We start from the raw sequence: 23,118 nt of genomic DNA, 5'->3' as shown, positions 1-23,118 counted from the left end.
GTGGAGCCGGAGGTGAATGAGATGTAGGCGAGCTGGTCCGGCGCCCGGCCCGCACCCCGAGCGGCAGCCGGTCCACCAGCGGCCGGCGGTCCAGTCGCTCCCGTACCAGCGTGCCGACCTGGGCGGTGCCGTTGCGCTCGTCGAAGCGGGCGGCCAGCTCCAGCGCCCGCCTACGGGCGTGCGCGGCCAGCGAGGACGCGGTCCAGTCGGTCCCGGCGGGCCCCGGCACGGACTGCCCGCCGTGACCGAGCGAGGTGAGCCGGTCCATCAGCAGCGCCGTGACGGCCAGGTAGTCCATCAGGCTGCCGGGGTTCCCGCTGTCGGTGAAGTACGCGGGCCGCTCGGCCAGGATTTCCAGGGCGCGGGCCTCGTTGCCGGTCAGGGCACAGAACTCGATGTGCTGCGCGGCCGCGTCACGCATGCTCTCCATCGACCGGGCCATCCGGTACCCGCGCAGATGATGGGCCCGGGCCTGCTCGGACCGGCCGGTCCGCAGCAGCGGCAGGAGCGAGGCCGCCAGCACGGCATGCGGCTCATGGGCGCAGGTGTGCTCACCGCCCAGCACCGGTGCCCAGGTCTCCAGCGCCTCGGCGTCCAGGCCGCGCTGCACCTGCCAGCTGCCCTGTTCGTGCAGCTCACAGGCGTGGCAGTTGGCCATGCGGTCGCGGTCGGCCGCCTGCCAGGCGGCGTACGCCCGCTCGGCACGCGGCAGATCGCCCAGGTGGCGGGCGATCTCCAGCTCGCCCTGGCACACGGCACGCTCGGAGTGACCGGCGAGCCGGTAGCGGTGCTCCATCTCGCTCTGCCACTTCTCGATGGCGGCGAGCGGGATGTGCGGCTGGTCGACCATGGAACTGGAGACCCACTTGAACATCCAGAACAGATGGTGGGTCATGAAGTCGCCGAAATCGCCGGGCTGTTCGTCCCACATGCGCAGCAGCCGCGCGAAGGGCACGAACATCTTGTCCTTCTCGGAGCTGTAGTTGTAGGCCTGCATCTGATGGGTGAGCGCCTCGATGACCAGCGCGGCGTCCCCGGTCTGCTCGGCCTCCGCCAGCAGCCGTTCCGCGCGGGCGTTGCGCGCCGGGCCCTCCGGCTCCCCGTCGTTCTCCCGCAGCGCCTGGCGGATCGTGGTGACGTCGGGGCTCATCGGCCGTCCTCCTGGGGGTCCGCGGGGGAGTGTCCTGGTACTGCGTGATGCGTGGCCCACTCCAGCAGGCCGATGAACGCCCGGTTCAGCAGCGCCGAGTCGGCCGGCCGCAGCGGGCGCTGCGCCATCAGCAGCGCCTGCCCGTACAGCGCCTCGACGGCGTTGCCCACCAGCTCCGGGTCGCGCAGCGAACCGATGCGCCGGATCAGCGGGTTGAGATGGTTCAGTACGAGCCGGGCGCGCGGCGCACCGCCGCGCAGCGAGCCGAGGATGCCCGCCCACAGCTCGTCGGCCTGCCCCTCCGCCTCGGCGCGGGCCTGCTCGTGGCGGGCCGCCCGGTCGTCCAGATGCAGCGCGGGCACGGTCAGCGGATGGAAGGCGCGCAACGCCACGTCGCAGCCCAGCGGGTCCAGCCTGGCGCGGGCCGTGGCCAGGAAGGCGCCGAGCGCCAGCTCCTGCGCCGGATCCACGGAGTCCAGATGCGCGGTGACGGTATCGGCGTCCAGCTCCGCGACCGCCGTACCGGGCCGGACCGACGGCAGTCGCTCGACCAGCTCGGTGTCGTACGTGTAGCCGCCGTTGACCACCCCGATGCCCTGCGCGGAAGCGATCGGCGCGACCTGCCGGTACTCCTCCACGGTCCGGGTGAAGTGCACCACCGGATGGCGCCGGGCGAACTCCTCCAGCGACAGGTGCCCGTCCGTCGTCTCGAACGGCAGCCACGGCAGCATCGTGCGCAGCATGGCGCCGTCGTGCCGGGCGAGCGACTTCACCCCCAGGTGGTGCACCGAGAGGAACTCCGCGAGCCGCTCCGGATCACCCGCGGCGAGCCCGGTGAGCCACTGCCTGATCCGGTCGCCGAGAGCCTCCCGCACGGCCGCCAGGGTCTCGTCCGCGTACAGCGCCTCCCGTGAGGCGGTGGGCCGCAGACTGTCCGTGTCGATGACACAGCGCACGAAGAACGCCCAGTCGGGCAGCAGCTCGTCGGCCCGGTCGGTCAGCAGCATCCCCTTCAGATGCACCCGGTGGCCGGCGCGCCGGGCCGGACTCACGGCGGACGGCAGCACATAGGCGACCCCGCGGATCCCGGCGAGCGGCAGATCCAGATCGATCGCGTCGAGCGGCGAGAAGCCGAACTGCTCGTGGCAGTGGCGGGCGAGCGCCACCCGTCGCGCCGCCGGGCTCGGATACGGACGGTCCCACGGCGCCGGCAGATCGGTGACCGCGGCCTCGCCCACCCGTACGTCGTAGGGCAGCAGCGAGCCGAAGTCACGGGCGAGGGAGAGCACCCGCTCCTCGGTGAGCCAGTCCCCGCTGCCGGGCCGTGCGGTCAGGTGCACGGTGGTGCCCGGCTCCGGCCGTGCGCCGTCGGGCAGCGTACGGACGGTGTACGAACCGTCGTCGCGGGCGCACCACTCCACGGGCGGCGATCCGGGCGTACGCGCCGAACGGCTCACCACCCGGATCTCGGCCGCGACGACGAAGCACGCCAGCAGCCCGATGCCGAACCGGCCGAGGAACCCGGCGCGCGCCGAGGCCAGCCCTTCCGCCCCGTCGCGCTTGGAACTGCGGCCGATCGTCGCGAGCAGGCTGTGCACATCGGTCTCGGTCAGACCGATCCCGCTGTCCTCGACCCGCAGTCGCCCGCCGTCCGCGTACAGCCGCACCAGGGCGGGCGCGTCCGGCTGCTCGGCGCGGCGGGCCGTGACGGCGTCCACGGCGTTCTGCAGCAGCTCGCGGAGGTAGACCCGGGGCGAGGAGTAGAGATGGTGGGAGAGAAGGTCGACCAGCCCGCGCAGATCCACCTGGAAGGTGTGCGGCGACCGGCCGGAGGACTCGGTGTGTTCGTGGGACGCGGAATTCGCTGAGGTCTCAGATGTCATCGTCGCAGCGCCGGTGGGGGGACCTGTGCCTCGCCCGGCGAGACACTTGCGACAGCGCGGGTCGGGCGATCCCTGGAAGAGGTGATCGCGAGCCGGAAGCGTGGGAGCCGATCCTAGGGGCGCGTCGACGAATCTGACCAGGGGATTCCCGGGTTCCGGGTGGTGCCCACCGGACATCTGTCAGTGGTGTGGTGTGCAATGGATCGCGTGTCTGCGTTCGATGAACCCCTCAAGAAGCTGCTCGGCGGAGCCACCGCGAAGGTGATGGCCGAACACCTCGACCTGCACACGGTCGGTGATCTGCTCCACCACTACCCGCGGCGGTACGAGGAGCGCGGCCGGCTCACGGCGCTGGCCGACCTCCCGCTGGACGAGCATGTGACGGTGGTCGCCCAGGTCGCCGACGCCCGCATCCTGATGTTCAACAACGGCCGCGGCAAGCGCCTCGAAGTGACTCTCACCGACGGCAACGGCCGCCTCCAGCTGGTCTTCTTCGGCCACGGCGTCCACAAGCCGCACAAGGACCTGCTGCCCGGCCGGAGGGCGATGTTCGCGGGCAAGGTCTCCGTCTTCAACCGGAAGATGCAGCTGGCCCACCCCACGTACCAGCTGCTCGACGCCGAGTCCATCGACGGGGCCGAGGCCACGGAGGCGGTGGACGCCTTCGCCGGGCGGCTGCTGCCGATCTACCCGGCCTGCAGGCAACTGGACTCGTGGCGGATCGCCAAGGCCGTCGACACGGTGCTGCCCAGCGCCCAGGAGGCCGTCGACCCGCTGCCGCCGGGCCTGCGCGAGGGCCGCGGCTTCAGCCCGCTCCCGGAGGCGCTGCTGAAGGTCCACCGCCCGCAGACCAAGGCGGACATCGCCCAGGCCAGGGACCGGCTGAAGTGGGACGAGGCCTTCGTCCTCCAGGTCGCGCTGGCCCGCCGCAGGTACGCCGACACCCAGCTCCCGGCCGTGGCCCGCAGACCCGTGGCCGGCGGACTGCTCGACGCCTTCGACGCCAAGCTGCCCTTCACCCTCACCGACGGGCAGCAGAAGGTCTCCAAGGAGATCTTCGACGACCTCGCGACCGAACACCCGATGCACCGGCTCCTCCAGGGAGAGGTCGGATCGGGCAAGACCATGGTCGCGCTGCGCGCCATGCTCGGTGTCGTCGACGCGGGCGGGCAGGCCGCCATGCTCGCGCCCACCGAGGTGCTCGCCCAGCAGCACCACCGGTCCATCACGGAAATGATGGGCGAGCTGGCCGACAATTGGGGACTGTGGCGCGAAGCGCCCCCTCAGGAGGGGCGGCGGTCGGGCGACGGGCGGGCGCTCGGCGGCTCCGAGCAGGGCACCAAGGTGGTGCTGCTCACCGGCTCGATGGGCGTCGCGGCCCGCCGTCAGGCGCTCCTGGACCTCGTCACCGGCGAGGCCGGGATCGTGATCGGCACCCATGCCCTGATCGAGGACAAGGTGCAGTTCCACGACCTGGGCCTGGTCGTCGTCGACGAACAGCACCGCTTCGGGGTGGAGCAGCGCGACGCCCTGCGGTCGAAGGGGAAGCAGCCGCCGCATCTGCTGGTCATGACGGCCACCCCCATTCCCCGTACCGTCGCCATGACCGTCTTCGGCGACCTGGAGACGTCCGTACTGGACCAGCTCCCGGCCGGCCGCTCGCCGATCGCCAGCCATGTCGTCCCCGCCAAGGACAAGCCGCACTTCCTCAGCCGCGCCTGGGAACGGGTGCGGGAAGAAGTGGAGAACGGACACCAGGCGTACGTGGTCTGCCCCCGCATCGGCGACGACGCCGACGACGAGGCGGCGGGCCGGAAGGCCAAGAAGAAGACGCCCGAGGACGACGGCGAGAAGCGCCCGCCGCTCGCCGTGCTGGAGATCGCCGAACAGCTCACCAGGGGCCCCCTGGCCGGTCTGCGCATCGAAGTGCTGCACGGCAGGATGAACCCGGACGACAAGGACGACGTGATGCGCCGCTTCGCCGCGGGCGACGTCGACGTCCTGGTCGCCACCACCGTCATCGAGGTCGGCGTCAACGTCCCCAACGCCACCGCCATGGTGATCATGGACGCCGACCGCTTCGGGGTCTCCCAGCTGCACCAGCTGCGCGGCCGGGTCGGCCGGGGCTCCGCCCCCGGACTCTGCCTGCTGGTCAGCGAGGCCCACGAGGCCAGTCCCGCCCGCGCCCGCCTCGCCGCCGTCGCCGCCACCCTCGACGGCTTCGAGCTCTCCCGGATCGACCTCGAACAGCGCCGCGAGGGCGATGTCCTCGGCCAGGCCCAGTCCGGGGTCCGCTCCTCGCTGCGGATGCTCACCGTCATCGACGACGAGGAGGTCATCGCCGCCGCGCGGGAGGAGGCCGTCGCGGTCGTCGCCGAGGACCCGGAGCTCGAACACCTCCCGGAGCTGCGGATCGCCCTGGACGCGCTGCTCGACAAGGAGCGCGAGGAGTACCTCGACAAGGGCTGACAAGGACCGGCGGGATGCCGGGTGCGCGGGCCCGATCGGCCACGACGCCATATCGTGGGTGGCACGGCGCCGCGGCACCCCGCGGGCCGCCCACGAACCGAGGACCAGACACCCATGACCCGCGTGATCGCCGGCTCGGCCGGCGGACGCCGCCTGGCAGTTCCGCCCGGCACCGGTACCCGCCCCACCTCCGACCGTGCGCGCGAGGGCCTCTTCTCCACCTGGGAAGCCCTCCTCGGCAGCCTGGAGGGCATCCGTATCGCCGATCTGTACGCGGGGTCCGGGGCCGTCGGCCTGGAGGCGCTCTCCCGGGGCGCGGTGCACGCCCTGCTCGTCGAGGCCGATCCCAAGGCCGTCCGCACCGTCCGGGACAACGTCCGCACCCTCGGCCTGCCCGGCGCCGAGGTCCGCACCGGCAGAGCCGAACAGATCGTGACGGGACCGGCACCCGGGGAGCCCTACGACGTGGTGTTCCTGGACCCGCCGTACGTCGTAACCGACGACGATCTTGGCGAGATACTGCTCACACTCCGTGCCCAGGGCTGGCTCACGGCCGATGCTCTCGTCACCGTGGAACGCAGCACCAGAGGCGGAGAATTCGGCTGGCCCGAGGGATTCGAACCATTGCGGGCCCGTCGCTACGGCGAAGGAACGCTTTGGTACGGTCGCGCCGCCTCTACGTGCGAAGACGCACGATGACCGGATCGGAGAGCGAGGGAATCAAGTTGCGCCGCGCCGTCTGTCCGGGGTCATTCGACCCCATCACCAATGGACACCTCGACATCATTGGCCGCGCCTCGAAGCTGTACGACGTCGTACATGTCGCGGTGATGATCAACCAGTCCAAGAAGGGCCTGTTCACGGTCGACGAGCGGATCGACCTGATCCGCCAGGTCACCGCGGACTTCGGCAACGTCCAGGTCGAGTCCTTCCACGGGCTCCTGGTCGACTTCTGCAAGCAGCGCGACATCCCGGCGATCGTGAAGGGCCTGCGGGCCGTCAGCGACTTCGACTACGAGCTCCAGATGGCCCAGATGAACAACGGCCTCTCCGGCGTCGAGACGCTCTTCGTGCCGACCAATCCCACCTACAGCTTCCTGTCGTCCTCCCTGGTCAAGGAGGTCGCCACCTGGGGCGGCGACGTCTCCCACCTGCTCCCCCCCGTGGTCCACCAGGCCCTCATCGAGCGTCTCGCCCGGGGCTGAGGCGCTGACGGTCCGTCACCAGGTGTCGGACGGGCGCCGACTGGCCTTACAGTCGTCCCGTCCGTCTCCAATCGGCTGTAGAGAGTGGCGAGCACACGGTGGACGTGCAGAAGAAGCTCGACGAGATCGTCGAAACGGTCGGGAACGCCCGGTCGATGCCCATGTCGGCTTCGTGCGTGGTCAACCGCGCCGAACTGCTCGCGATGCTCGAAGAGGTGCGCGAGGCCCTGCCCGGCTCGCTCGCCCACGCCCAGGAGCTCATCGGCGGCCATGAGCAGATGGCCGAGCAGGCCCGCCGGGAGGCCGAGCGGATCATCGGGGCCGCCCGCGCCGAACGCACCTCGCTGATCTCCGACACCGAGGTCGCCAGGCAGTCCCGCAGCGAGGCCGACCGCATCCTCGAAGAGGCCCGCCGGGAGGCGGACGAGGTCCGCGCCGAGGCCGACGAGTACGTCGACAGCAAGCTCGCCAACTTCGAGGTCGTCCTCACCAAGACGATCGGCTCCGTCGACCGGGGCCGTGAGAAGCTCCTCGGCCGCGGCCAGGCCTTCGACGAGCAGGGCTACGAGGACCCGGACTTCGCCGAGGCCCCCGAGCGCAGCACCGACCCGGCCACGCTCCAGCGCCGGGCGGACGAGTACGTGGACACCAAGCTGGGCGCCTTCGAGGCCGTGCTCGCCAAGACCCTGGAGGCGGTCGGCCGCGGCCGGCAGAAGCTGCACGGCCGGGTCGCCACCGACGAACTCGGCGCGCACGTGGCCGCCCAGGACGCGGCGGGCAACCGGGCACACATGAGCGACGAGGACCACTGGGCCGGCCTCGCCGAGCTCGCCACCCCGGAGCCGCAGCCGGTGCACCAGCAGGCCCAGCCGCATTTCCCCGCCCAGACCCAGCCCGGGTACGCGGAGACCTACGCGTACCAGGACCAGCCGCAGCAGGACGTCTACGGCTACCAGCAGCAGCCGGACCCGTACGCCGCGGCCTATCAGCAGCAGGGCTACGACCAGAGCCAGGCCCAGGCCGCCCAGGCCCAGGCCCAGGCCCAGGTCCCGGTCCAGGGGTACGACGGCTGGCAGCAGCAGCCCGTGCAGCCCCAGCAGACGCTCCAGCAGCAGGGCGAGAGCGCCCTCGACGAGACCAGCCTGTTCGACACCAGCATGATCGACCTGGACCAGCTCCGCCGGTACGAACAGGAACGCTGACCGGACGGGAGCGGGGCCGGGACCGGAGCCCCGAACCGGAGCGCTGGAGCGGAGCCCTGGCCCGGGCGGCCCGACGGCCCGGATTGGGAGCTGGGCGGCGCGTCCAGTATCCTGGCTGTTCGGTCGCGCGTATGTCCGCGATCCCGGCTGCCCGTTTCGACTCCGAATCCGGGCGGCCCTCCCCACGATGTGCGTTGCACATGATTTCGAAAGCAGGAAAAGCCCTGAACGGCCACCTCGACCACCGAAACCCCCTCGTGTTCGACACGCACGAGCTGGGCCGGCGTCCCGGTGCCCTCCAGCGGCTCTCCCGCACGGTGGACGCGCCTGGTCCGCCGTCGGTCCTCGGCATCGAAGGGGTCATCGGTGTGCCGGAAGGCGCACCCGTGGAGCTGGACCTCCGTCTTGAGTCGGTCATGGAAGGGGTGCTTGTCACAGGCACCGCCCGTGCGTCGGCCGAGGGGGAGTGCGTAAGGTGTCTGGAGCCGGTGCGCCTTGAGGTTGCGGCGGACTTCCAGGAGATGTTCTCGTACCCTGACGCCGATGACCGGGGCCGCAGCAGCAAGGCGGAGCCGGCCGACGACGCCGAGGACGACGAGGACAGGCTCTTCATCGAGGACGGCCTGTTCGACCTCGAACCAGTGCTGCGCGATGCGGTGGTGCTCGCACTGCCGATGCAGCCGGTGTGCCGGGAGTCCTGTGCCGGCCTGTGTTCCGAATGTGGAATCAGGCTGGACGAGAATCCCGGCCACCACCATGATGCCGTCGACATCCGTTGGGCGGCATTGCAAGGACTCGCCGACACCGTTCAGGACGGCGAGAAGGACAACATGGGCGGCGCCGAAGCGGGCGTCGACGAGAAGCAGGAGAAGTAGCCGTGGCTGTTCCGAAGCGGAAGATGTCGCGCAGCAACACGCGCCACCGCCGGTCGCAGTGGAAGGCTGCGGTCCCCACCCTGGTTTCGTGTGAGCGTTGCCAGGAGCCGAAGCTGCAGCACATCGCGTGCCCCAGCTGCGGCACGTACAACAAGCGCCAGGTCCTCGAGGTCTGAGCGGCTGGTGAGAGGCCCGATGTCTGAGTTGTCCAACGCCAAGAAGAAGGCAGACAACGTCAACACAGCCTCGTCCCACACGCTTCTGGAAGGGCGGCTCGGGTATCAACTCGAGACCGCCCTTCTGGTGCGTGCGCTGACCCACCGTTCGTACGCATACGAGAACGGCGGTCTGCCCACCAACGAGCGGCTCGAATTCCTCGGGGATTCGGTGCTCGGCCTGGTGGTCACGGACACGCTGTACCGCACCCACCCCGACCTGCCCGAAGGCCAGCTGGCCAAGTTGCGGGCCGCGGTGGTCAACTCGCGTGCGCTTGCGGAAGTGGGCCGCGGCCTCGAACTCGGCTCCTTCATCCGGCTCGGCCGCGGTGAAGAGGGCACGGGCGGCAGGGACAAGGCGTCCATCCTCGCCGACACCCTCGAAGCGGTGATCGGTGCGGTCTATCTCGACCAGGGCCTCAGCGCGGCCTCGGAGCTGGTCCACCGGCTCTTCGACCCGCTGATCGACAGGTCCTCGAACCTCGGTGCCGGCCTGGACTGGAAGACCAGCCTCCAGGAGCTCACCGCCGGCGAGAGCCTCGGAGTTCCCGAGTACCTCGTCACGGAGACCGGCCCGGACCACGAGAAGACCTTTACTGCTGCTGCTCGCGTCGGTGGTGTCTCGTACGGCACCGGCACCGGCCGTAGCAAGAAGGAAGCGGAGCAGCAGGCGGCGGAGTCCGCCTGGCGCGAGATCAGCGCCGCCGCGGAGGAACGGGCGGCAGCGGCGAAGGCCGCTGCCGACGGAGGGGCCGCCGACACCCCTGCCGGCCCGTCGCCGTCCACGGACGCCGCTCCGGCCTGAACCCCAAAACCCCTCGGTGCCCCCGCGCACCGGGGGGTTCTTCCTGCCCGGAACCGTATTCTTTTCTCAGATCATCCCTTCAGGAGCGACACCGTGCCCGAGCTGCCCGAGGTCGAAGTCGTACGACGTGGTCTCGAACGCTGGGTCACCGGCCGCACGGTCGACGACGTAGAGGTGCTGCACCCGCGTGCGGTCCGCCGCCATCTCGCCGGTGGGGCGGACTTCGCGGCCCAGCTCGGCGGCGCCCGCTTCGGAACGGCGATGCGTCGCGGCAAGTACCTCTGGGTGCCGTTGGACGACGCGGCCGGCTCGCTCCTCGGCCACCTCGGCATGAGCGGCCAGCTGCTCGTACAGCCGCAGGACGCACCGGACGAGAAGCACCTGCGCATCCGGATCCGCTTCGACGACTCCCTCGGCACCGAGCTCCGCTTCGTCGACCAGCGGACCTTCGGCGGGCTCTCGGTCCACGAGAACACTCCCGACGGGCTGCCCGACACCATCGCGCACATCGCCCGCGACCCGCTGGACCCGGCGTTCGACGACGCCGCTTTCCACGCGGCCCTGCGACTGCGCCGTACGACCGTCAAGCGGGCCCTGCTCGACCAGTCGCTGATCAGCGGCGTCGGCAACATCTACGCGGACGAGGCGCTCTGGCGCAGCAGACTGCACTACGACCGGCCGACCGCGACCCTCACCCGCCCCAAGTCGGCCGAGCTGCTCGGCCATGTCCGCGACGTGATGAACGCGGCGCTCGACCAGGGCGGCACCAGCTTCGACAGCCTCTACGTCAATGTGAACGGCGAGTCCGGCTACTTCGACCGCTCGCTCGACGCCTACGGACGCGAGGACGAGCCCTGCCACCGCTGCGGAACGGCGATGCGCCGCCGCCCCTGGATGAACCGCTCCAGCTACTTCTGCCCGCGCTGCCAGCGTCCACCGCGCGCGAGCCCTTAGGACGCTGCCGGGGCGGGGTGTGTCTCGTCGTAGCGGTCACGGGCCAGGAGCACCTCGGGCATCCGGCCCTCGACGAGCTCGATCAGCGCGAGCAGCCGCTCGGCCACCTGCCGGCCCAGGGGCGTCAGCTCGTAGTCGACGCGGGGCGGATTGGCCGGCTGGGCCTCGCGGTGGACCAGACCGTCCCGTTCCAGGGCGTGGAGCGTCTGGGAGAGCATCTTCTCGCTCACCCCGTCGACCCGGCGACGGAGTTCGTTGAAGCGGAAGCCGCCTTCGTACAGCGCTCCCAGCGTCAGACTGCCCCAGCGACCGGTGACATGCTCCAGCGTGCCGCGTGAGGGGCACTGTCTGGAGAACACATCGAAGGCGAGCGCGTCCAGACGGGTGTTCTCGTCCATACCGAGCAGCGTACGCCCGCACAGCGCTCACCGCCGGAGTGCGCTTTCTCCGGGTAAGTGCCGGGCGCCCGTCAGAAGCCGAAGTCCTGGGTCCACCAGGGGCCGCCGGAGCCGTAGTGCACACCGACGCCCAGTGTCTTGTAGTCGCAGTTGAGAATGTTCGCCCGGTGGCCGTCGCTGTTCATCCAGGAATCCATCACGGCCTGCGCGTCGGTCTGACCGCGGGCTATGTTCTCGGCGGCGAGGCCCCGCACACCAGCCTTCGAGGCACGGTCCCACGGGGTCCGGCCGTCGGGGTCCGTGTGGTCGAAGAAGCCGCGGGCGGCCATGTCCTCGCTGAAGTCCTGGGCGAGCGAGGCGAGCGAGCCACTGGCGGTCAGCGGGCTGCAGCCGACCTTCGCGCGCTCCTGGTTGACCAGGACGAGCACAGCGGACTGGGCGGAGGCGGCGGTCGGGGACGGGGCCGCGGCGCTGCGGGTGGCGGGCGCGGAGGCAGAGGCAGAGGCTCTCGGCGCGGCCGACGACTTCTCGGCGGCGGGGGCTGTGCTCTTTCCCGCTTCGGCCGAAGCGGTCTTCGACGGCGCAGACCAGGACGGCTTCGTGCGCTCGGCCGGCCCGGACGTCCTCGAAGGGGACGTGGGGGACGCGGTGGGGGACTCGGCCTTCGTCGGGCCTTCCGCCCGCCCGATGCCACGGCCGGCCGGCGTGGCGGTGCCGCGGTCGGCCGGAGCGGTGCTGGAGCCGCCCTGGGACAGCAGATCCGGGGCGCCCTCGGAACGCACCTGGTCGGATGCGCCACCGCCCACCGTGTAGGTGTCGCCGCCGGGCACCAGGCCGGAGGCCACCGCCACGGCTCCCACGGCAAGGGCCGCGGAGACGCCGATCAGTCCCGTACGGACAGGCGCGGCGGACCGGTTCCCGCGGTGCCCGCCCCGGCTGCGGCCCGCGCCGGCCACCGCGCGGTCCTCGGCGGCGGGGGCTGCGGCGGAGCGACGATGGCGTCCCATCTACTGAGCCCTTCCGACGGCCTGGACGCCACTTCCGGCGTCAACATGCCTCACCCGTTCGAGTGAGGCCATTGCGTCGGGACTGTACGCCATGGCTCAACGGCAGGAAGTGCCCCGAGGGCGATCGGCCGGTTAGCGTTCGGGCATGAACGAAGACGTACGGCTCACCGCATGGGTACGCGGCCGAGTACAGCAAGTAGGGTTCCGCTGGTTCACCAGGGCAAACGCCCTGGAGATCGGCGGCCTCACCGGCTTCGCCGTCAATCTCGACGACGGCAGGGTGCAGGTCGTCGCCGAGGGGCGGCGTGAGAATTGCCACCGCCTGCTGGACTGGCTGCGCTCGGACGACACACCCGGCCGTGTCGACGGAGTCACTGAGATATGGGACACCCCGCGCGGCGGTTACGAGGGCTTCGCGATCCGCTGATCCGGGTCCGTCCCGGGGGTGCGAAGCAGGCCGTGTTCGGGCCGTGTTCGAAGTGCGGCGAGGGGTTACCGGGCGGGGCGCTCATCTGCGTACACATGAAATGACCTGCGGAATGTCCGGGTGGTTGCCAATATTCGGTTACCGTGCCAGGCTGCGGCAGTAAGGATGATCTCCACGCCCCCGCAGGGATCCGCAGGAGAGTCGCGCCGCAGGATCGTCGAGCCGCGCGCCCCCGGACCGCCCGCCTCTACAGGGTGTGATCGTGTTGACCGTCAAACTTTTTGGTGAGACGCTGAAATCCCCGCGCACCTTAGCTGTTTGGCAGAGCTGTTTGGCAGCAGAACAGCAGTGACTACAGAGCACTGCCGAGCACCGCGGGTGCGATTCCCTCACGACCCACACCGCATCGGTCGGTCACTCAGTGTGGAGGACCATCCATCATGGCAAAGGCGCTTCTCGGTTACGTCGGCGGTTCCGACCCGCGACTCCTCGCCGAGATGCGACGGCTCCAGCAGCGCGTCCAGGATCTTGAGTCCGAGCTCGTACGGATTCAGGACGAGAACGACGCGCTCAGCGCCGCCGCCCAGCACCAAGAGTCGCTGCTCGACAGCATCGACATCGACGTACCTCAGGCGGAGCCGGCGCTGACCTGACCGATGGCCCCCAGGGGCCGGTCGGGCCGCACACGTCAGCCGTCCGAGATCATCACCCGGATCGTCGCCGGATCATCGGATCATTGAAGATCACTGCTCTTGGTCTGTCACTTTCGTGACATGTCCTTGATCCGCCATGCGCAGCCGCACCAGCAACACCGCACATAACACGCACAAGATTTACAAGGGGCGCTTCGGCGTCCCTTCTTTCTTTTCCGCCCGGATCCTTTTCCGTCCGGACCTGTGCGGGACCCGCCCCCGGCGTACAGCCCTTCCTTTACCGTCTGATGTGCCCTGCACCTTCATCAGCGAAACCGAGAGCGAAAGGTAGAGTCCGGCGGCGTGCACCTCAAGGCCCTGACCCTGCGTGGTTTCAAATCGTTCGCCTCCGCCACGACGCTGCGGTTCGAACCCGGCATCACCTGTGTCGTCGGCCCCAATGGGTCCGGCAAGTCCAATGTGGTGGACGCGCTCTCCTGGGTCATGGGGGAACAGGGCGCCAAATCCCTGCGCGGCGGCAAGATGGAGGACGTGATCTTCGCCGGCACCACCGGGCGGCCGCCGCTCGGCAGGGCCGAAGTATCGCTGACCATCGACAATTCCGACGGCGCACTTCCCATCGAGTACGCCGAAGTGACGATCACTCGGATCATGTTCCGCAACGGCGGCAGCGAGTACCAGATCAATGGCGACACCTGCCGGCTCCTGGACATCCAGGAACTCCTCTCGGACTCCGGCATCGGCCGCGAGATGCATGTCATCGTCGGTCAGGGCCAGCTGGACTCCGTGCTCCACGCCGATCCGATGGGCCGTCGCGCGTTCATCGAGGAAGCCGCGGGGGTGCTCAAGCACCGCAAGCGGAAAGAGAAGGCGCTGCGGAAACTGGACGCGATGGGGGCCAACCTCGCCCGCGTCCAGGACCTCACCGACGAACTGCGGCGGCAGCTGAAACCGCTCGGCCGGCAGGCGGCCGTGGCGCGCCGGGCCGCCGTCATCCAGGCCGATCTGCGCGACGCCAAGCTGCGGCTGCTCGCCGACGACCTGGTGCGGCTGCGCACGGCGCTGCGCAGCGAGATCGCCGACGAGGCGGCGCTCAAGCAGCGCCGGGAGGCCGCGGAGGCGGAACTCAAGGCGGCCCTGGCGCGTGAGGCGGAGCTGGAGGACGAGGTACGACGGCTGGCGCCGCGGCTCCAGCGGGCCCAGCAGACCTGGTACGAGCTGTCCCAGCTGGCGGAGCGGGTGCGCGGCACGATCTCGCTGGCCGACGCCCGGGTGAAGAGCGCCTCCGCTCCTCGGGAGGAGGAGCGGCGCGGTCGCGACCCCGAGGACATGGAACGGGAGGCGGCCCGGATCCGTGAGCAGGAGGCGGAGCTGGAGGCCGCACTGGAGGCCGCGGAGCATGCGCTGGAGGACACCGCGGCCCACCGAGCCGAACTGGAACGGGAGTTGGTGGCCGAGGAGCGCAGGCTCAAGGACGCCGCCCGTGCCATCGCGGACCGCCGCGAAGGGCTCGCCCGGCTGAACGGGCAGGTCAACGCGGCCCGCGGCCGGGCCGGTTCGGCGCAGGCCGAGATCGACCGGCTGGCCGCCTCCCGGGACGAGGCGCGACAGCGGGCGGTCGCCGCCCAGGAGGAGTACGAACAGCTCAAGGCCGAGGTCGAGGGCCTGGACGCCGGTGATCAGGAGCTCGGCGAGCAGCACGATGCCGCCAAGCGGGAACTCGCCGAGGCGGAGGCGGCGCTCTCCGCGGCCCGGGAGGCGGCCACCGCCGCGGAACGGAAGCGGGCGGCGGTCGCGGCCCGCCATGAGGCACTGGCCCTCGGGTTGCGTCGCAAGGACGGCACGGGCGCGCTGCTCGGAGCGCAGGACCCGCTGTCGGGCCTGCTGGGTCCGGCCGCGGAACTCCTGACGGTGGCGCCGGGGCACGAGGTGGCGGTGGCGGCGGCACTGGGCGCGGCGGCGGACGCGGTCGCGGTGACGGACCCGGCCACGGCGGCGGAGGCGATCCGGCTGCTGCGCAAGCAGGACGCGGGACGGGCCGCGCTGCTGCTGGGCGGGGTGCGCGCCGGAGACCCTGATCAGGGGGGTGCCTCTGGGGGCGGTGGTGCTGGGGGTGCTGGGGATGCTGGTGGTGCACCCGGTGTCGGTGGTGCCAGCGATGCTGGTGGTGCTGGCGATGCCGGTGGTGCCGATGCGGGTGGTGCTCGTGGCGCCAGCGATGCCGGTGGTGCTGGTGATGCCAGCGATGCCGATGCGTCTGCTGCCGTGCATGTGCCGGGACAGGTGCAGGGGCCGGGTGAGGCGGACGGGCCGCTGGCGTCCGCTCAGGTCGCGGCCGTCGCCGTGGGCGGGGGGCCCGCCGAAGGGGCGCCCGCAGTGGCCGACCTCGTCCGCGGGCCCGTCGAACTGATGGGTGCCGTACGCAGGCTGGTGCGGGACATGGTGGTCGTCGGCACCCTGGAGGACGCCGAGGACCTCGTCGCCGTACATCCGGAGCTGACGGCCGTGACCGCCGAGGGGGACATCCTCGCGGCCCACTTCGCGCACGGCGGTTCCGCCGGGGCGCCGAGCCTCCTCGAAGTGCAGGCTTCGGTCGACGAGGCCGCCGCCCAGCTGGAGGAACTGGCCGTGCGGTGCGCCGAGTTGACCGAGGCGCAGCGGATCGAGGGGGAGCGGCGCAAAGCCGGGGCCGGGCTGGTCGAGGAGCTCGGGGAGCGGCGCAGGGCCGCCGAGCGGGAGAAGTCCGGGGTGTCCCAGCAGCTGGGACGGCTGGCCGGGCAGGCCCGTGGCGCGGCGGGCGAGGCAGAGCGGATGACCGCGTCGGCCGCCCGTGCCCAGGAGGCCCTGGAGCGGGCGACCGAGGAGGCCGAGGAGCTGGCCGAGCGGCTGCTCGTCGCCGAGGAGATGCCGGTGGAGGAGGAGCCGGACACCTCCGTACGGGACCGGCTCGCCGCCGACGGTGCCAACGCCCGCCAGACCGAGATGGAGGCCCGCCTCCAGGTGCGTACCCACGAGGAGCGGGTCAAGGCGCTGGCCGGCCGCGCGGACTCCCTCGACCGGGGCGCCCGCGCCGAACGGGAGGCCCGCGCCCGCGCCGAGCGGCGCCGGGCCCGGCTGCGGCACGAGGCGGCGGTGGCCTCCGCCGTCGCGTCCGGTGCCCGTCAGCTGCTCGCGCACGTCGAGGTGTCCGTCGTACGGGCCGAGCAGGAGCGGGTCGTGGCCGAGGCGGCGAAGGCGGAGCGGGAGCGGGACCTGGCGGCCGAGCGCGGCCGGGGCCGTGACCTCAAGGGCGAGCTGGACAAGCTCACCGACTCCGTCCACCGCGGCGAGGTGCTCGGTGCGGAGAAGCGGCTGCGGATAGAGCAGCTGGAGGCGAAGGCGCTGGAGGAGCTGGGCGTCGAGCCGGCCGGCCTGGCCGCCGAGTACGGCCCCGACCAGCTCGTACCGCCGTCACCGACCGCGGAGGGCGAGGAGCTGCCGGAGGACCCGGAGCATCCGCGCAACCAGCCGAAGCCGTTCGTCAGGGCCGAGCAGGAGAAGCGGCTGAAGTCGGCCGAACGGGCGTATCAGCAACTCGGGAAGGTGAATCCGCTCGCCCTGGAGGAGTTCTCGGCGCTGGAGGAGCGGCACAAGTTCCTCTCCGAGCAGCTCGAAGACCTGAAGAAGACCCGGGCCGATCTGATACAGGTCATCAAGGAGGTCGACGAGCGGGTCGAGCAGGTGTTCACGGAGGCGTACCGGGACACGGCCCGCGAGTTCGAGGGCGTTTTCTCGCGGCTCTTCCCGGGTGGCGAGGGCCGGCTCATCCTGACCGACCCGGACAACATGCTCGCGACCGGTGTGGACGTCGAGGCGAGGCCGCCCGGCAAGAAGGTGAAGCGGCTCTCGCTGCTGTCCGGCGGTGAACGCTCGCTCACGGCGGTGGCGTTGCTGGTCTCCATCTTCAAGGCCCGGCCGAGCCCGTTCTATGTGATGGACGAGGTCGAGGCGGCGCTCGACGACACCAATCTCCAGCGGCTGATCCGGATCATGGAGGAGCTCCAGGAGAGCTCGCAGCTCATCGTCATCACGCACCAGAAGCGGACGATGGAGGTCGCCGACGCGCTGTACGGCGTCTCGATGCAGGGTGACGGCGTTTCGAAGGTCATCAGCCAGCGCCTGCGCTGAGCCTTTACTCAATCTTCAACACTTCAACGTACCTTTTGGACGTTTCTGGGTAGATGTACGCAAGATCGCAATATTGACTTCGGAACTTGAACGAATAGTCTCTGCAACGTCGTTTTTACCTTCAAGTGGTGGCAGTCGAGAAGTTATGCGCCACTTGGAGGAGTTCACCCCCACACCTGACGACGCGGCCAGGCATCAGGAGTTCATGTGACCAGCACATCGCAGGGACCGGCGTCCGGAGCCCGGGCGGCCCACCCGGACCACCTCGGCCATGTCATCTTCATCACCGCGGCCGCCGCGATGGGCGGCTTTCTGTTCGGTTACGACAGCTCCGTCATCAACGGCGCCGTCGAGGCGATCCGCAGCCGCTATGACATCGGCTCGGGAACGCTCGCCCAGGTCATCGCCATCGCCCTGATCGGCTGTGCGATCGGCGGGGCCACCGCGGGGCGCATCGCCGACCGCATCGGCCGCATCCGCTGCATGCAGATCGCCTCCGTGCTCTTCACCATCAGCGCCGTCGGCTCCGCGCTCCCGTTCGCGCTCTGGGACCTGGCGATGTGGCGCATCATCGGCGGCTTCGCCATCGGTATGGCCTCGGTGATCGGCCCGGCATACATCGCGGAGGTCTCGCCGCCCGCCTACCGCGGCCGGCTCGGCTCCTTCCAGCAGGCGGCGATCGTCGTCGGCATCGCCATCTCCCAGCTGGTCAACTACGGCATCCTGCAACTCGCCGACGGCGAGCAGCGCGGCAGGATCGGCGGCCTCGAAGCCTGGCAGTGGATGCTCGGCGTCATGGTCGTCCCGGCCGCCCTGTACGGACTCCTGTCGCTCGCGATCCCCGAGTCGCCGCGGTTCCTGATCTCGATCGGCAAGAAGGACCGGGCCCGGAAGATCCTTGAGGAGGTCGAGGGCAAGAACGTCGACCTCGATGCCAGGGTGGCCGAGATCGAGACCGCCATGCACCGCGAGCACAAGTCCAGCTTCAAGGACCTGCTCGGCAGCCGCTTCGGCTTCCTGCCGATCGTCTGGGTCGGTATCGGCCTGTCGGTCTTCCAGCAACTCGTCGGCATCAACGTGGCGTTCTACTACTCCGCGACGCTCTGGCAGTCCGTCGGCATCGACCCGACCGACTCCTTCTTCTACTCGTTCACCACGTCCATCATCAACATCATCGGTACCGTCATCGCGATGGTCCTCGTGGACCGGGTGGGCCGCAAGCCGCTCGCACTGGCGGGCTCCACCGGCATGGCCATCGCCCTCGCCTTCGAGGCCTGGGCCTTCTCCGCCGACCTGGTGGACGGCAAACTGCCCAGCACCCAGGGCGCCGTGGCACTCGTCGCGGCCCATGTGTTCGTGCTCTTCTTCGCCCTGTCGTGGGGTGTCGTCGTCTGGGTCTTCCTCGGCGAGATGTTCCCCAACAAGATCCGCGCCGCCGCGCTCGGCGTCGCGGCGTCCGCGCAGTGGATCGCCAACTGGGCGATCACCGCGAGCTTCCCGAGCCTGTCCGACTGGAACCTGTCGGGCACGTACATCATCTACGCATGCTTCGCCACGCTCTCGATCCCCTTCGTGCTCAAGTTCGTGAAGGAGACCAAGGGCAAGGCGTTGGAGGAGATGGGCTGATCCCCGCTGCCCCGCTCCTCTGTCATGGAACGCCCCGGCCCGCACCCGCGGGCCGGGGCGTTCTCCCTGCCGGTACGGGTCAGTGTCCGACCGTCTCGCAGAACAGCCGCAGGCTGCGCCACCCCTCCTCGACCGGCATCCCGCCGCACAGCGGATGCAGCACCAGGCTGTCCAGCTCCGCGGCCGCCGCGGCGCACTCGTCGGGGGTGACGACCCGGTAGACCCCCTCGGCCCGCAGCTCCGCCACCGTCGTCGCCGCCGAACGCACGGCGGAGCGGATGTCCTTCGACTGCCAGGAGGCGTATGTGCGTGCCTCGTGCAGGAAGTGCTCGCCGTACCGTGCCCAGGTCCGGTCCGGGTCCTCGGAGACATGCAGCAGTGGTGTCTCGGCGGCGGGCATCATGCAGAAGCCGTCCGTCCCGAACTCGGCGCGCCGCTCCTGGTAGTACGCCTCCAGCTCCGGCAGATGCGCGCTCGGGAAGAACGGCAGCCCGAACCGGGCCGCCCGCCGCGCCGCCGCCCGCGAACTGCCGCCCACCAGCAGCAGCGGGTGCGGCTGGGTGTACGGGCGCGGCGTGACCCGGACCGTACGGCCCCGGTACGGGAACGGCTCCCCGGTCCACGCCAGCAGCAGCGTCTCCAGGAGCTCGTCCTGGAGCCTGCCGCGCCTGCCCCATTCGACACCCGCCTGCTCGTACTCCTCGGGCCGGTAGCCGATCCCCGCCACCGTGACCAGCCGGCCGGCGCTCAGCAGGTCCAGGACCGCGATGTCCTCGGCCAGCCGCAGCGGGTCGTGCAGCGGGCCGATGACCGCCGAGACGGTGACCGCGATCCGGCGGGTGGCACCGAAGACCGAGCCCGCGAAGACGAAGGGGGAGGGCAGCCAGGAGTTGGCGGCGCCGTGGTGCTCCTCGGTCTGCACGGTGTCGATGCCGTGCCCGTCGGCGTACGCGGTCATCTCCAGCGCGGCGCGGTAGCGGGCCGAGAGCGACTCGGGAGTGGCGTCGGGATCGACGAGATTGAACCGGACCACTGTGAAGGCCATGACTCTTGTCCCCATCGTCGGGCGGGCTCGGCGAGCCGGGACAGTAGCTGACGTAGCGTCAGAAGTGTAGGGGTGTGTCGCCGCCGGGCTCGCCGCCCTTCCCCCCGGCCCGGTCGGCGGAACGCGGCAGGACCGCGTACAGGGCGGCGGAGACGGTGATCGTGGCCGCCCAGCCCAGTCCCTGACGCCCGACCCAGGTGGTGGCGAGCGGTCCGGTGAACCACCGCACGCCGGTGAAGAGCAGGCCCGTCACCAGACCCGCGGCCCAGGCGGCCACGGCCGGCACGGCGAAGCCTCCCGTGTACCAGTAGGCACTGGCGGGTGTGGTGTCCAGAAGTGCCACCGGATCGTATGTACGGCCCCGCAGCAGATCCACGCCGAAGACCCCGATCCATGCGGAGAACGTCACGGCGAGAAGCGTCAGGAAGGAGATGAAGGAATCCAGGAAACCCGCGGTCGTGAGCATCAGCGATGCGCCCAGAAAAAGGCTGATGGCGGCATTCATGCCGACCGCCCAGGTGCGGGGGACCGCGAATCCCAGCGTTTGTGCGGTGAAACCGGCCGAATACAGTGACATCGCGTTGATCAGCACCATACCGACCACGGCGAACAGCAGATACGGCACCGAGAGCCAGTCGGGCAGCAAGGGGCCGATGAGCGCGACCGGGTCGCGGGTCACGGCCAGGCCCGGCTCGGTGACCGCCATCACGGCCCCCATCAGCACCATCGGCAGAAAGACGATCCCGGCGCCGCCCGCGACCGCCCCGACCATCGCCAGGCCGGACGCCGTGCGCGGCAGATAGCGGGCGAAGTCGGGGCCCGACGGCGCCCAGCTGATACCGCCCGCCGCCAGGGTGCCGACCCCGGCGACCATCATCGTCGCCGGTCCGGCGGGCCTGCCCAGCACGTCCCGCCAGTCGGTCGCGCCGATCAGATGGACCAGTACGAGCACGCTGACCCCGCCGAAGAAGTACGACGACCAGGTGCAGCACACCCGCAGCGCCCCCAGGCCCAGCCCCGACACCAGACAGCTGCACCCCACGAAGGCGAGCAGGGTCACCAGGGTCAGCCGGTGACTGCCCGTGACGCCGAAGAGCAGATTCAGCACGGCGAGCACCGCGTAGGTGCCGGTGACCGCGTTCACGGCCTCCCAGCCCCAGCGGGCGACCCAGGTCAGGGCGCCCGGCAGCAGATTGCCGCGCTGTCCGAAGACGGCCCGGGAGAGCGCCATCCCGGGGGCCCCGCCCCGCCTGCCCGCGATCGAGATCAGGCCGACCAGCCCGAAGCCGATGACCGAAGCCGCGGCCGCGACCGTGAGCACCTGCCAGAGATTCAGCCCGTTGAAGACGACGAGCCCCGCGCCGACGGTGAGCAGGAGCACGGTCAGGTTCGCGCCGGCCCAGGTGGGGAAGAGGGTCCGGACCCGGCCGGTGCGCTCGTTGTCGGGGACGGGCTCCAGGCCGCGGGTCTCCACAGGCAGGATCGTACCTTTACCCCCAAAAGGTGCATTGCAGCCAAGGGGATACTCGGGGGATCCTTCGGGGCGGTCCCCTCGGGCGGACGTGACTGATACTGGGTGGGTTATGGAATTCGTCATCCTTGCTGTAGTCATCGCCCTGGTCGCGGTCGGCGTGATCAGCGGGCTCGTGGTCAGCAGCCGCAAGAAGAAGCAGCTGCCCCCGGCGCCGTCGAGCACGCCGACCATCACTCCTCCCGCCGAGCCCCATGTCGGCGAGGAAGCCGAGACGCCGCGCGAGGAACCGCGCCGCACCATCGAGGAGGTCGGTCCCCCCGCGGCCGAGGCTCCCGCCGAGGAGGCCCCCGAGGCCGTCGAGCCGGAGGCGCCCGCCGCCCCCGCCCTGGAAGTGCCCGAGCCCACCGCCGGCCGTCTGGTACGGCTGCGCGCCCGGCTCGCCCGCTCGCAGAACACCCTCGGCAAGGGGCTGCTCACGCTCCTTTCCCGCGACAACCTCGACGAGGACACCTGGGAGGAGATCGAGGACACCCTCCTCACCGCCGACGTCGGCGTCGCGCCCACCCAGGAACTCGTGGAGCGGCTCCGCGAGCGCGTCCGCGTGCTCGGCACCCGTACCCCCGAAGGGCTTCGCGCGCTGCTGCGCGAGGAACTCCTCAACCTGCTCGGCACCGACTTCGACCGTGCGGTCAAGACGGAGAGCGGCCTCGACACCCCCGGCGTCGTGATGGTCGTCGGCGTCAACGGCACGGGCAAGACCACCACCACCGGAAAGCTGGCCCGGGTACTGGTCGCCGACGGCCGCAGCGTCGTGCTCGGCGCGGCCGACACCTTCCGGGCGGCCGCCGCCGATCAGCTCCAGACCTGGGGCGAGCGTGTCGGCGCCCGCACCGTGCGCGGCCCCGAGGGCGGCGACCCCGCGTCGATCGCCTTCGACGCGGTGAAGGAAGGCATCGCCGAGGGCGCCGATGTGGTCCTCATCGACACCGCCGGACGGCTGCACACGAAGACCGGGCTGATGGACGAGCTCGGCAAGGTCAAGCGGGTCGTCGAGAAGCACGGACCGCTCGACGAGGTCCTGCTCGTCCTCGACGCCACGACCGGGCAGAACGGTCTGGTGCAGGCCCGGGTGTTCGCCGAGGTCGTGGACATCACCGGCATCGTGCTCACCAAGCTGGACGGCACCGCCAAGGGCGGCATCGTCGTCGCCGTCCAGCGCGAGCTGGGCGTACCGGTGAAGCTGGTCGGTCTCGGCGAGGGGCCGGACGATCTGGCTCCGTTCGAGCCGGAGGCGTTCGTGGACGCCCTGATCGGGGACTGACACCGCGCGCCACACCCGAAGAGCCCGACCGCATGACTCAGCCGCGGTCGGGCTCTTCGGCGTTCCGGAACCGGTGGGTGCGGGCGCTCAGCCGCGGAGCGGCGCGCGATGGCAGCTGTACGCCAGCGTGCCCAGCAGCAGCCGCGCCTGCGGCGGCGCGGCCGCCGTGTCCAGCACCGGAGGGCGCAGCCACCGGACCGGGCCCAGCCCGCCCTCGTCGGACGGCGGGGCGGTGATGTGGC

At 70.7% G+C, this 23,118-nt stretch carries 18 protein-coding genes and 2 pseudogenes; 13 read left to right on the top strand and 7 right to left on the bottom strand.

All coding sequences use genetic code 11. From position 1 onward, the window contains the following. A pseudogene (locus tag ABZY11_RS31450) lies at positions 1-1,150 on the bottom strand (tetratricopeptide repeat protein); the annotation flags it as partial. Further along, on the bottom strand, positions 1,147-3,033 hold the full coding sequence (locus tag ABZY11_RS31445; RefSeq protein ID WP_356482401.1) for an HSP90 family protein: 1,887 nt from the start codon (positions 3,031-3,033) through the stop codon (positions 1,147-1,149). The gene ABZY11_RS31445 and the pseudogene ABZY11_RS31450, both read right to left, overlap by 4 nt. Before the next feature lie 198 nt (positions 3,034-3,231). On the opposite strand from ABZY11_RS31445, the gene recG reads away from it, so the two are divergent. From recG to mutM, 8 genes are all read left to right on the top strand, one after another. Next, a complete protein-coding gene (recG, locus tag ABZY11_RS31440; protein WP_356482400.1) occupies positions 3,232-5,502 on the top strand; it encodes an ATP-dependent DNA helicase RecG in 2,271 nt (756 codons plus the stop codon). Positions 5,503-5,616: 114 nt separating this feature from the next. Further along, positions 5,617-6,201 (top strand): 16S rRNA (guanine(966)-N(2))-methyltransferase RsmD, encoded by a 585-nt coding sequence (gene rsmD, locus ABZY11_RS31435; RefSeq protein ID WP_356482399.1) that lies wholly within the window; start codon positions 5,617-5,619, stop codon positions 6,199-6,201. 26 nt (positions 6,202-6,227) lie between these two features. After that, complete coding sequence (coaD, locus tag ABZY11_RS31430) at positions 6,228-6,707, top strand: pantetheine-phosphate adenylyltransferase (protein ID WP_356482402.1); 480 nt, start codon at positions 6,228-6,230, stop codon at positions 6,705-6,707. Positions 6,708-6,805: 98 nt separating this feature from the next. Next, positions 6,806-7,909: a cell division initiation protein gene (locus ABZY11_RS31425; protein ID WP_356482398.1), complete on the top strand. Its 1,104-nt coding sequence runs from the start codon at positions 6,806-6,808 to the stop codon at positions 7,907-7,909. A gap of 200 nt (positions 7,910-8,109) precedes the next feature. After that, the gene (locus ABZY11_RS31420; protein ID WP_356482397.1) at positions 8,110-8,784 is read left to right on the top strand and encodes a DUF177 domain-containing protein; all 675 of its coding nucleotides are present in this window, start codon (positions 8,110-8,112) and stop codon (positions 8,782-8,784) included. Positions 8,785-8,786: 2 nt separating this feature from the next. Beyond that, positions 8,787-8,960 carry a 50S ribosomal protein L32 gene (gene rpmF, locus ABZY11_RS31415; protein WP_003965982.1) on the top strand — a complete coding sequence of 58 codons (174 nt, stop codon included), beginning with the start codon at positions 8,787-8,789 and terminating at the stop codon, positions 8,958-8,960. A 19-nt stretch (positions 8,961-8,979) separates the two neighbouring features. Beyond that, complete coding sequence (gene rnc / locus ABZY11_RS31410) at positions 8,980-9,804, top strand: ribonuclease III (RefSeq protein ID WP_326768092.1); 825 nt, start codon at positions 8,980-8,982, stop codon at positions 9,802-9,804. A gap of 93 nt (positions 9,805-9,897) precedes the next feature. Further along, positions 9,898-10,758, top strand: a complete 861-nt coding sequence (mutM, locus tag ABZY11_RS31405) for a bifunctional DNA-formamidopyrimidine glycosylase/DNA-(apurinic or apyrimidinic site) lyase (protein WP_356482396.1) — start codon at positions 9,898-9,900, stop codon at positions 10,756-10,758. On the opposite strand, the gene ABZY11_RS31400 is transcribed toward mutM, so the two are convergent. Continuing rightward, the gene (locus ABZY11_RS31400) at positions 10,755-11,156 is read right to left on the bottom strand and encodes a helix-turn-helix domain-containing protein (protein ID WP_356482395.1); all 402 of its coding nucleotides are present in this window, start codon (positions 11,154-11,156) and stop codon (positions 10,755-10,757) included. The two genes, mutM and ABZY11_RS31400, sit on opposite strands and share 4 nt — an antisense overlap. A gap of 71 nt (positions 11,157-11,227) precedes the next feature. Beyond that, a complete protein-coding gene (locus tag ABZY11_RS31395; protein WP_356482394.1) occupies positions 11,228-12,163 on the bottom strand; it encodes a CAP domain-containing protein in 936 nt (311 codons plus the stop codon). 145 nt (positions 12,164-12,308) lie between these two features. Here ABZY11_RS31395 and ABZY11_RS31390 point away from each other — a divergent pair, with 145 nt between their 5' ends. From ABZY11_RS31390 to ABZY11_RS31375, 4 genes are all read left to right on the top strand, one after another. Then, the gene (locus tag ABZY11_RS31390) at positions 12,309-12,590 is read left to right on the top strand and encodes an acylphosphatase (protein WP_356482393.1); all 282 of its coding nucleotides are present in this window, start codon (positions 12,309-12,311) and stop codon (positions 12,588-12,590) included. A 440-nt stretch (positions 12,591-13,030) separates the two neighbouring features. After that, positions 13,031-13,243 carry a hypothetical protein gene (locus tag ABZY11_RS31385; RefSeq protein ID WP_356482392.1) on the top strand — a complete coding sequence of 71 codons (213 nt, stop codon included), beginning with the start codon at positions 13,031-13,033 and terminating at the stop codon, positions 13,241-13,243. A gap of 342 nt (positions 13,244-13,585) precedes the next feature. Beyond that, on the top strand, positions 13,586-17,410 hold the full coding sequence (locus ABZY11_RS31380; RefSeq protein ID WP_356482391.1) for an AAA family ATPase: 3,825 nt from the start codon (positions 13,586-13,588) through the stop codon (positions 17,408-17,410). A gap of 207 nt (positions 17,411-17,617) precedes the next feature. Further along, complete coding sequence (locus tag ABZY11_RS31375) at positions 17,618-19,036, top strand: sugar porter family MFS transporter (RefSeq protein ID WP_356482390.1); 1,419 nt, start codon at positions 17,618-17,620, stop codon at positions 19,034-19,036. A gap of 79 nt (positions 19,037-19,115) precedes the next feature. Here the strand turns inward: ABZY11_RS31375 and ABZY11_RS31370 are convergent, their stop codons facing one another. Together ABZY11_RS31370 and ABZY11_RS31365 are read right to left on the bottom strand one after the other, a co-directional pair. Then, complete coding sequence (locus ABZY11_RS31370) at positions 19,116-20,081, bottom strand: LLM class flavin-dependent oxidoreductase (protein ID WP_356482389.1); 966 nt, start codon at positions 20,079-20,081, stop codon at positions 19,116-19,118. A gap of 58 nt (positions 20,082-20,139) precedes the next feature. Next, positions 20,140-21,555: a cytosine permease gene (locus ABZY11_RS31365; RefSeq protein WP_356482388.1), complete on the bottom strand. Its 1,416-nt coding sequence runs from the start codon at positions 21,553-21,555 to the stop codon at positions 20,140-20,142. A gap of 109 nt (positions 21,556-21,664) precedes the next feature. On the opposite strand from ABZY11_RS31365, the gene ftsY reads away from it, so the two are divergent. Continuing rightward, positions 21,665-22,876, top strand: coding sequence for a signal recognition particle-docking protein FtsY (gene ftsY / locus ABZY11_RS31360; RefSeq protein WP_356482387.1), 1,212 nt, complete (start codon positions 21,665-21,667; stop codon positions 22,874-22,876). 87 nt (positions 22,877-22,963) lie between these two features. Here the strand turns inward: ftsY and ABZY11_RS31355 are convergent. Further along, a pseudogene (locus ABZY11_RS31355) lies at positions 22,964-23,118 on the bottom strand (DNA primase); the annotation flags it as partial.

It is taken from the genome of Streptomyces sp. NPDC006510, from assembly GCF_040611955.1.
Classification (GTDB): Bacteria; Actinomycetota; Actinomycetes; order Streptomycetales; family Streptomycetaceae; genus Streptomyces.
This window is presented reverse-complemented; position numbering and strand designations above follow the sequence as displayed.

What these genes read in the sequence shown, in the direction of transcription:
- ABZY11_RS31445 (WP_356482401.1), bottom strand. Translation starts at nt 3,033, where the DNA reads ATGACATCTGAGACCTCAGCGAATTCCGCGTCCCACGAACACACCGAG.
- recG (WP_356482400.1), top strand. Translation starts at nt 3,232, where the DNA reads ATGGATCGCGTGTCTGCGTTCGATGAACCCCTCAAGAAGCTGCTCGGC.
- rsmD (WP_356482399.1), top strand. Translation starts at nt 5,617, where the DNA reads ATGACCCGCGTGATCGCCGGCTCGGCCGGCGGACGCCGCCTGGCAGTT.
- ABZY11_RS31420 (WP_356482397.1), top strand. Translation starts at nt 8,110, where the DNA reads ATGATTTCGAAAGCAGGAAAAGCCCTGAACGGCCACCTCGACCACCGA.
- rnc (WP_326768092.1), top strand. Translation starts at nt 8,980, where the DNA reads ATGTCTGAGTTGTCCAACGCCAAGAAGAAGGCAGACAACGTCAACACA.
- ABZY11_RS31400 (WP_356482395.1), bottom strand. Translation starts at nt 11,156, where the DNA reads ATGGACGAGAACACCCGTCTGGACGCGCTCGCCTTCGATGTGTTCTCC.
- ABZY11_RS31395 (WP_356482394.1), bottom strand. Translation starts at nt 12,163, where the DNA reads ATGGGACGCCATCGTCGCTCCGCCGCAGCCCCCGCCGCCGAGGACCGC.
- ABZY11_RS31390 (WP_356482393.1), top strand. Translation starts at nt 12,309, where the DNA reads ATGAACGAAGACGTACGGCTCACCGCATGGGTACGCGGCCGAGTACAG.
- ABZY11_RS31385 (WP_356482392.1), top strand. Translation starts at nt 13,031, where the DNA reads ATGGCAAAGGCGCTTCTCGGTTACGTCGGCGGTTCCGACCCGCGACTC.
- ABZY11_RS31370 (WP_356482389.1), bottom strand. Translation starts at nt 20,081, where the DNA reads ATGGCCTTCACAGTGGTCCGGTTCAATCTCGTCGATCCCGACGCCACT.
- ftsY (WP_356482387.1), top strand. Translation starts at nt 21,665, where the DNA reads ATGGAATTCGTCATCCTTGCTGTAGTCATCGCCCTGGTCGCGGTCGGC.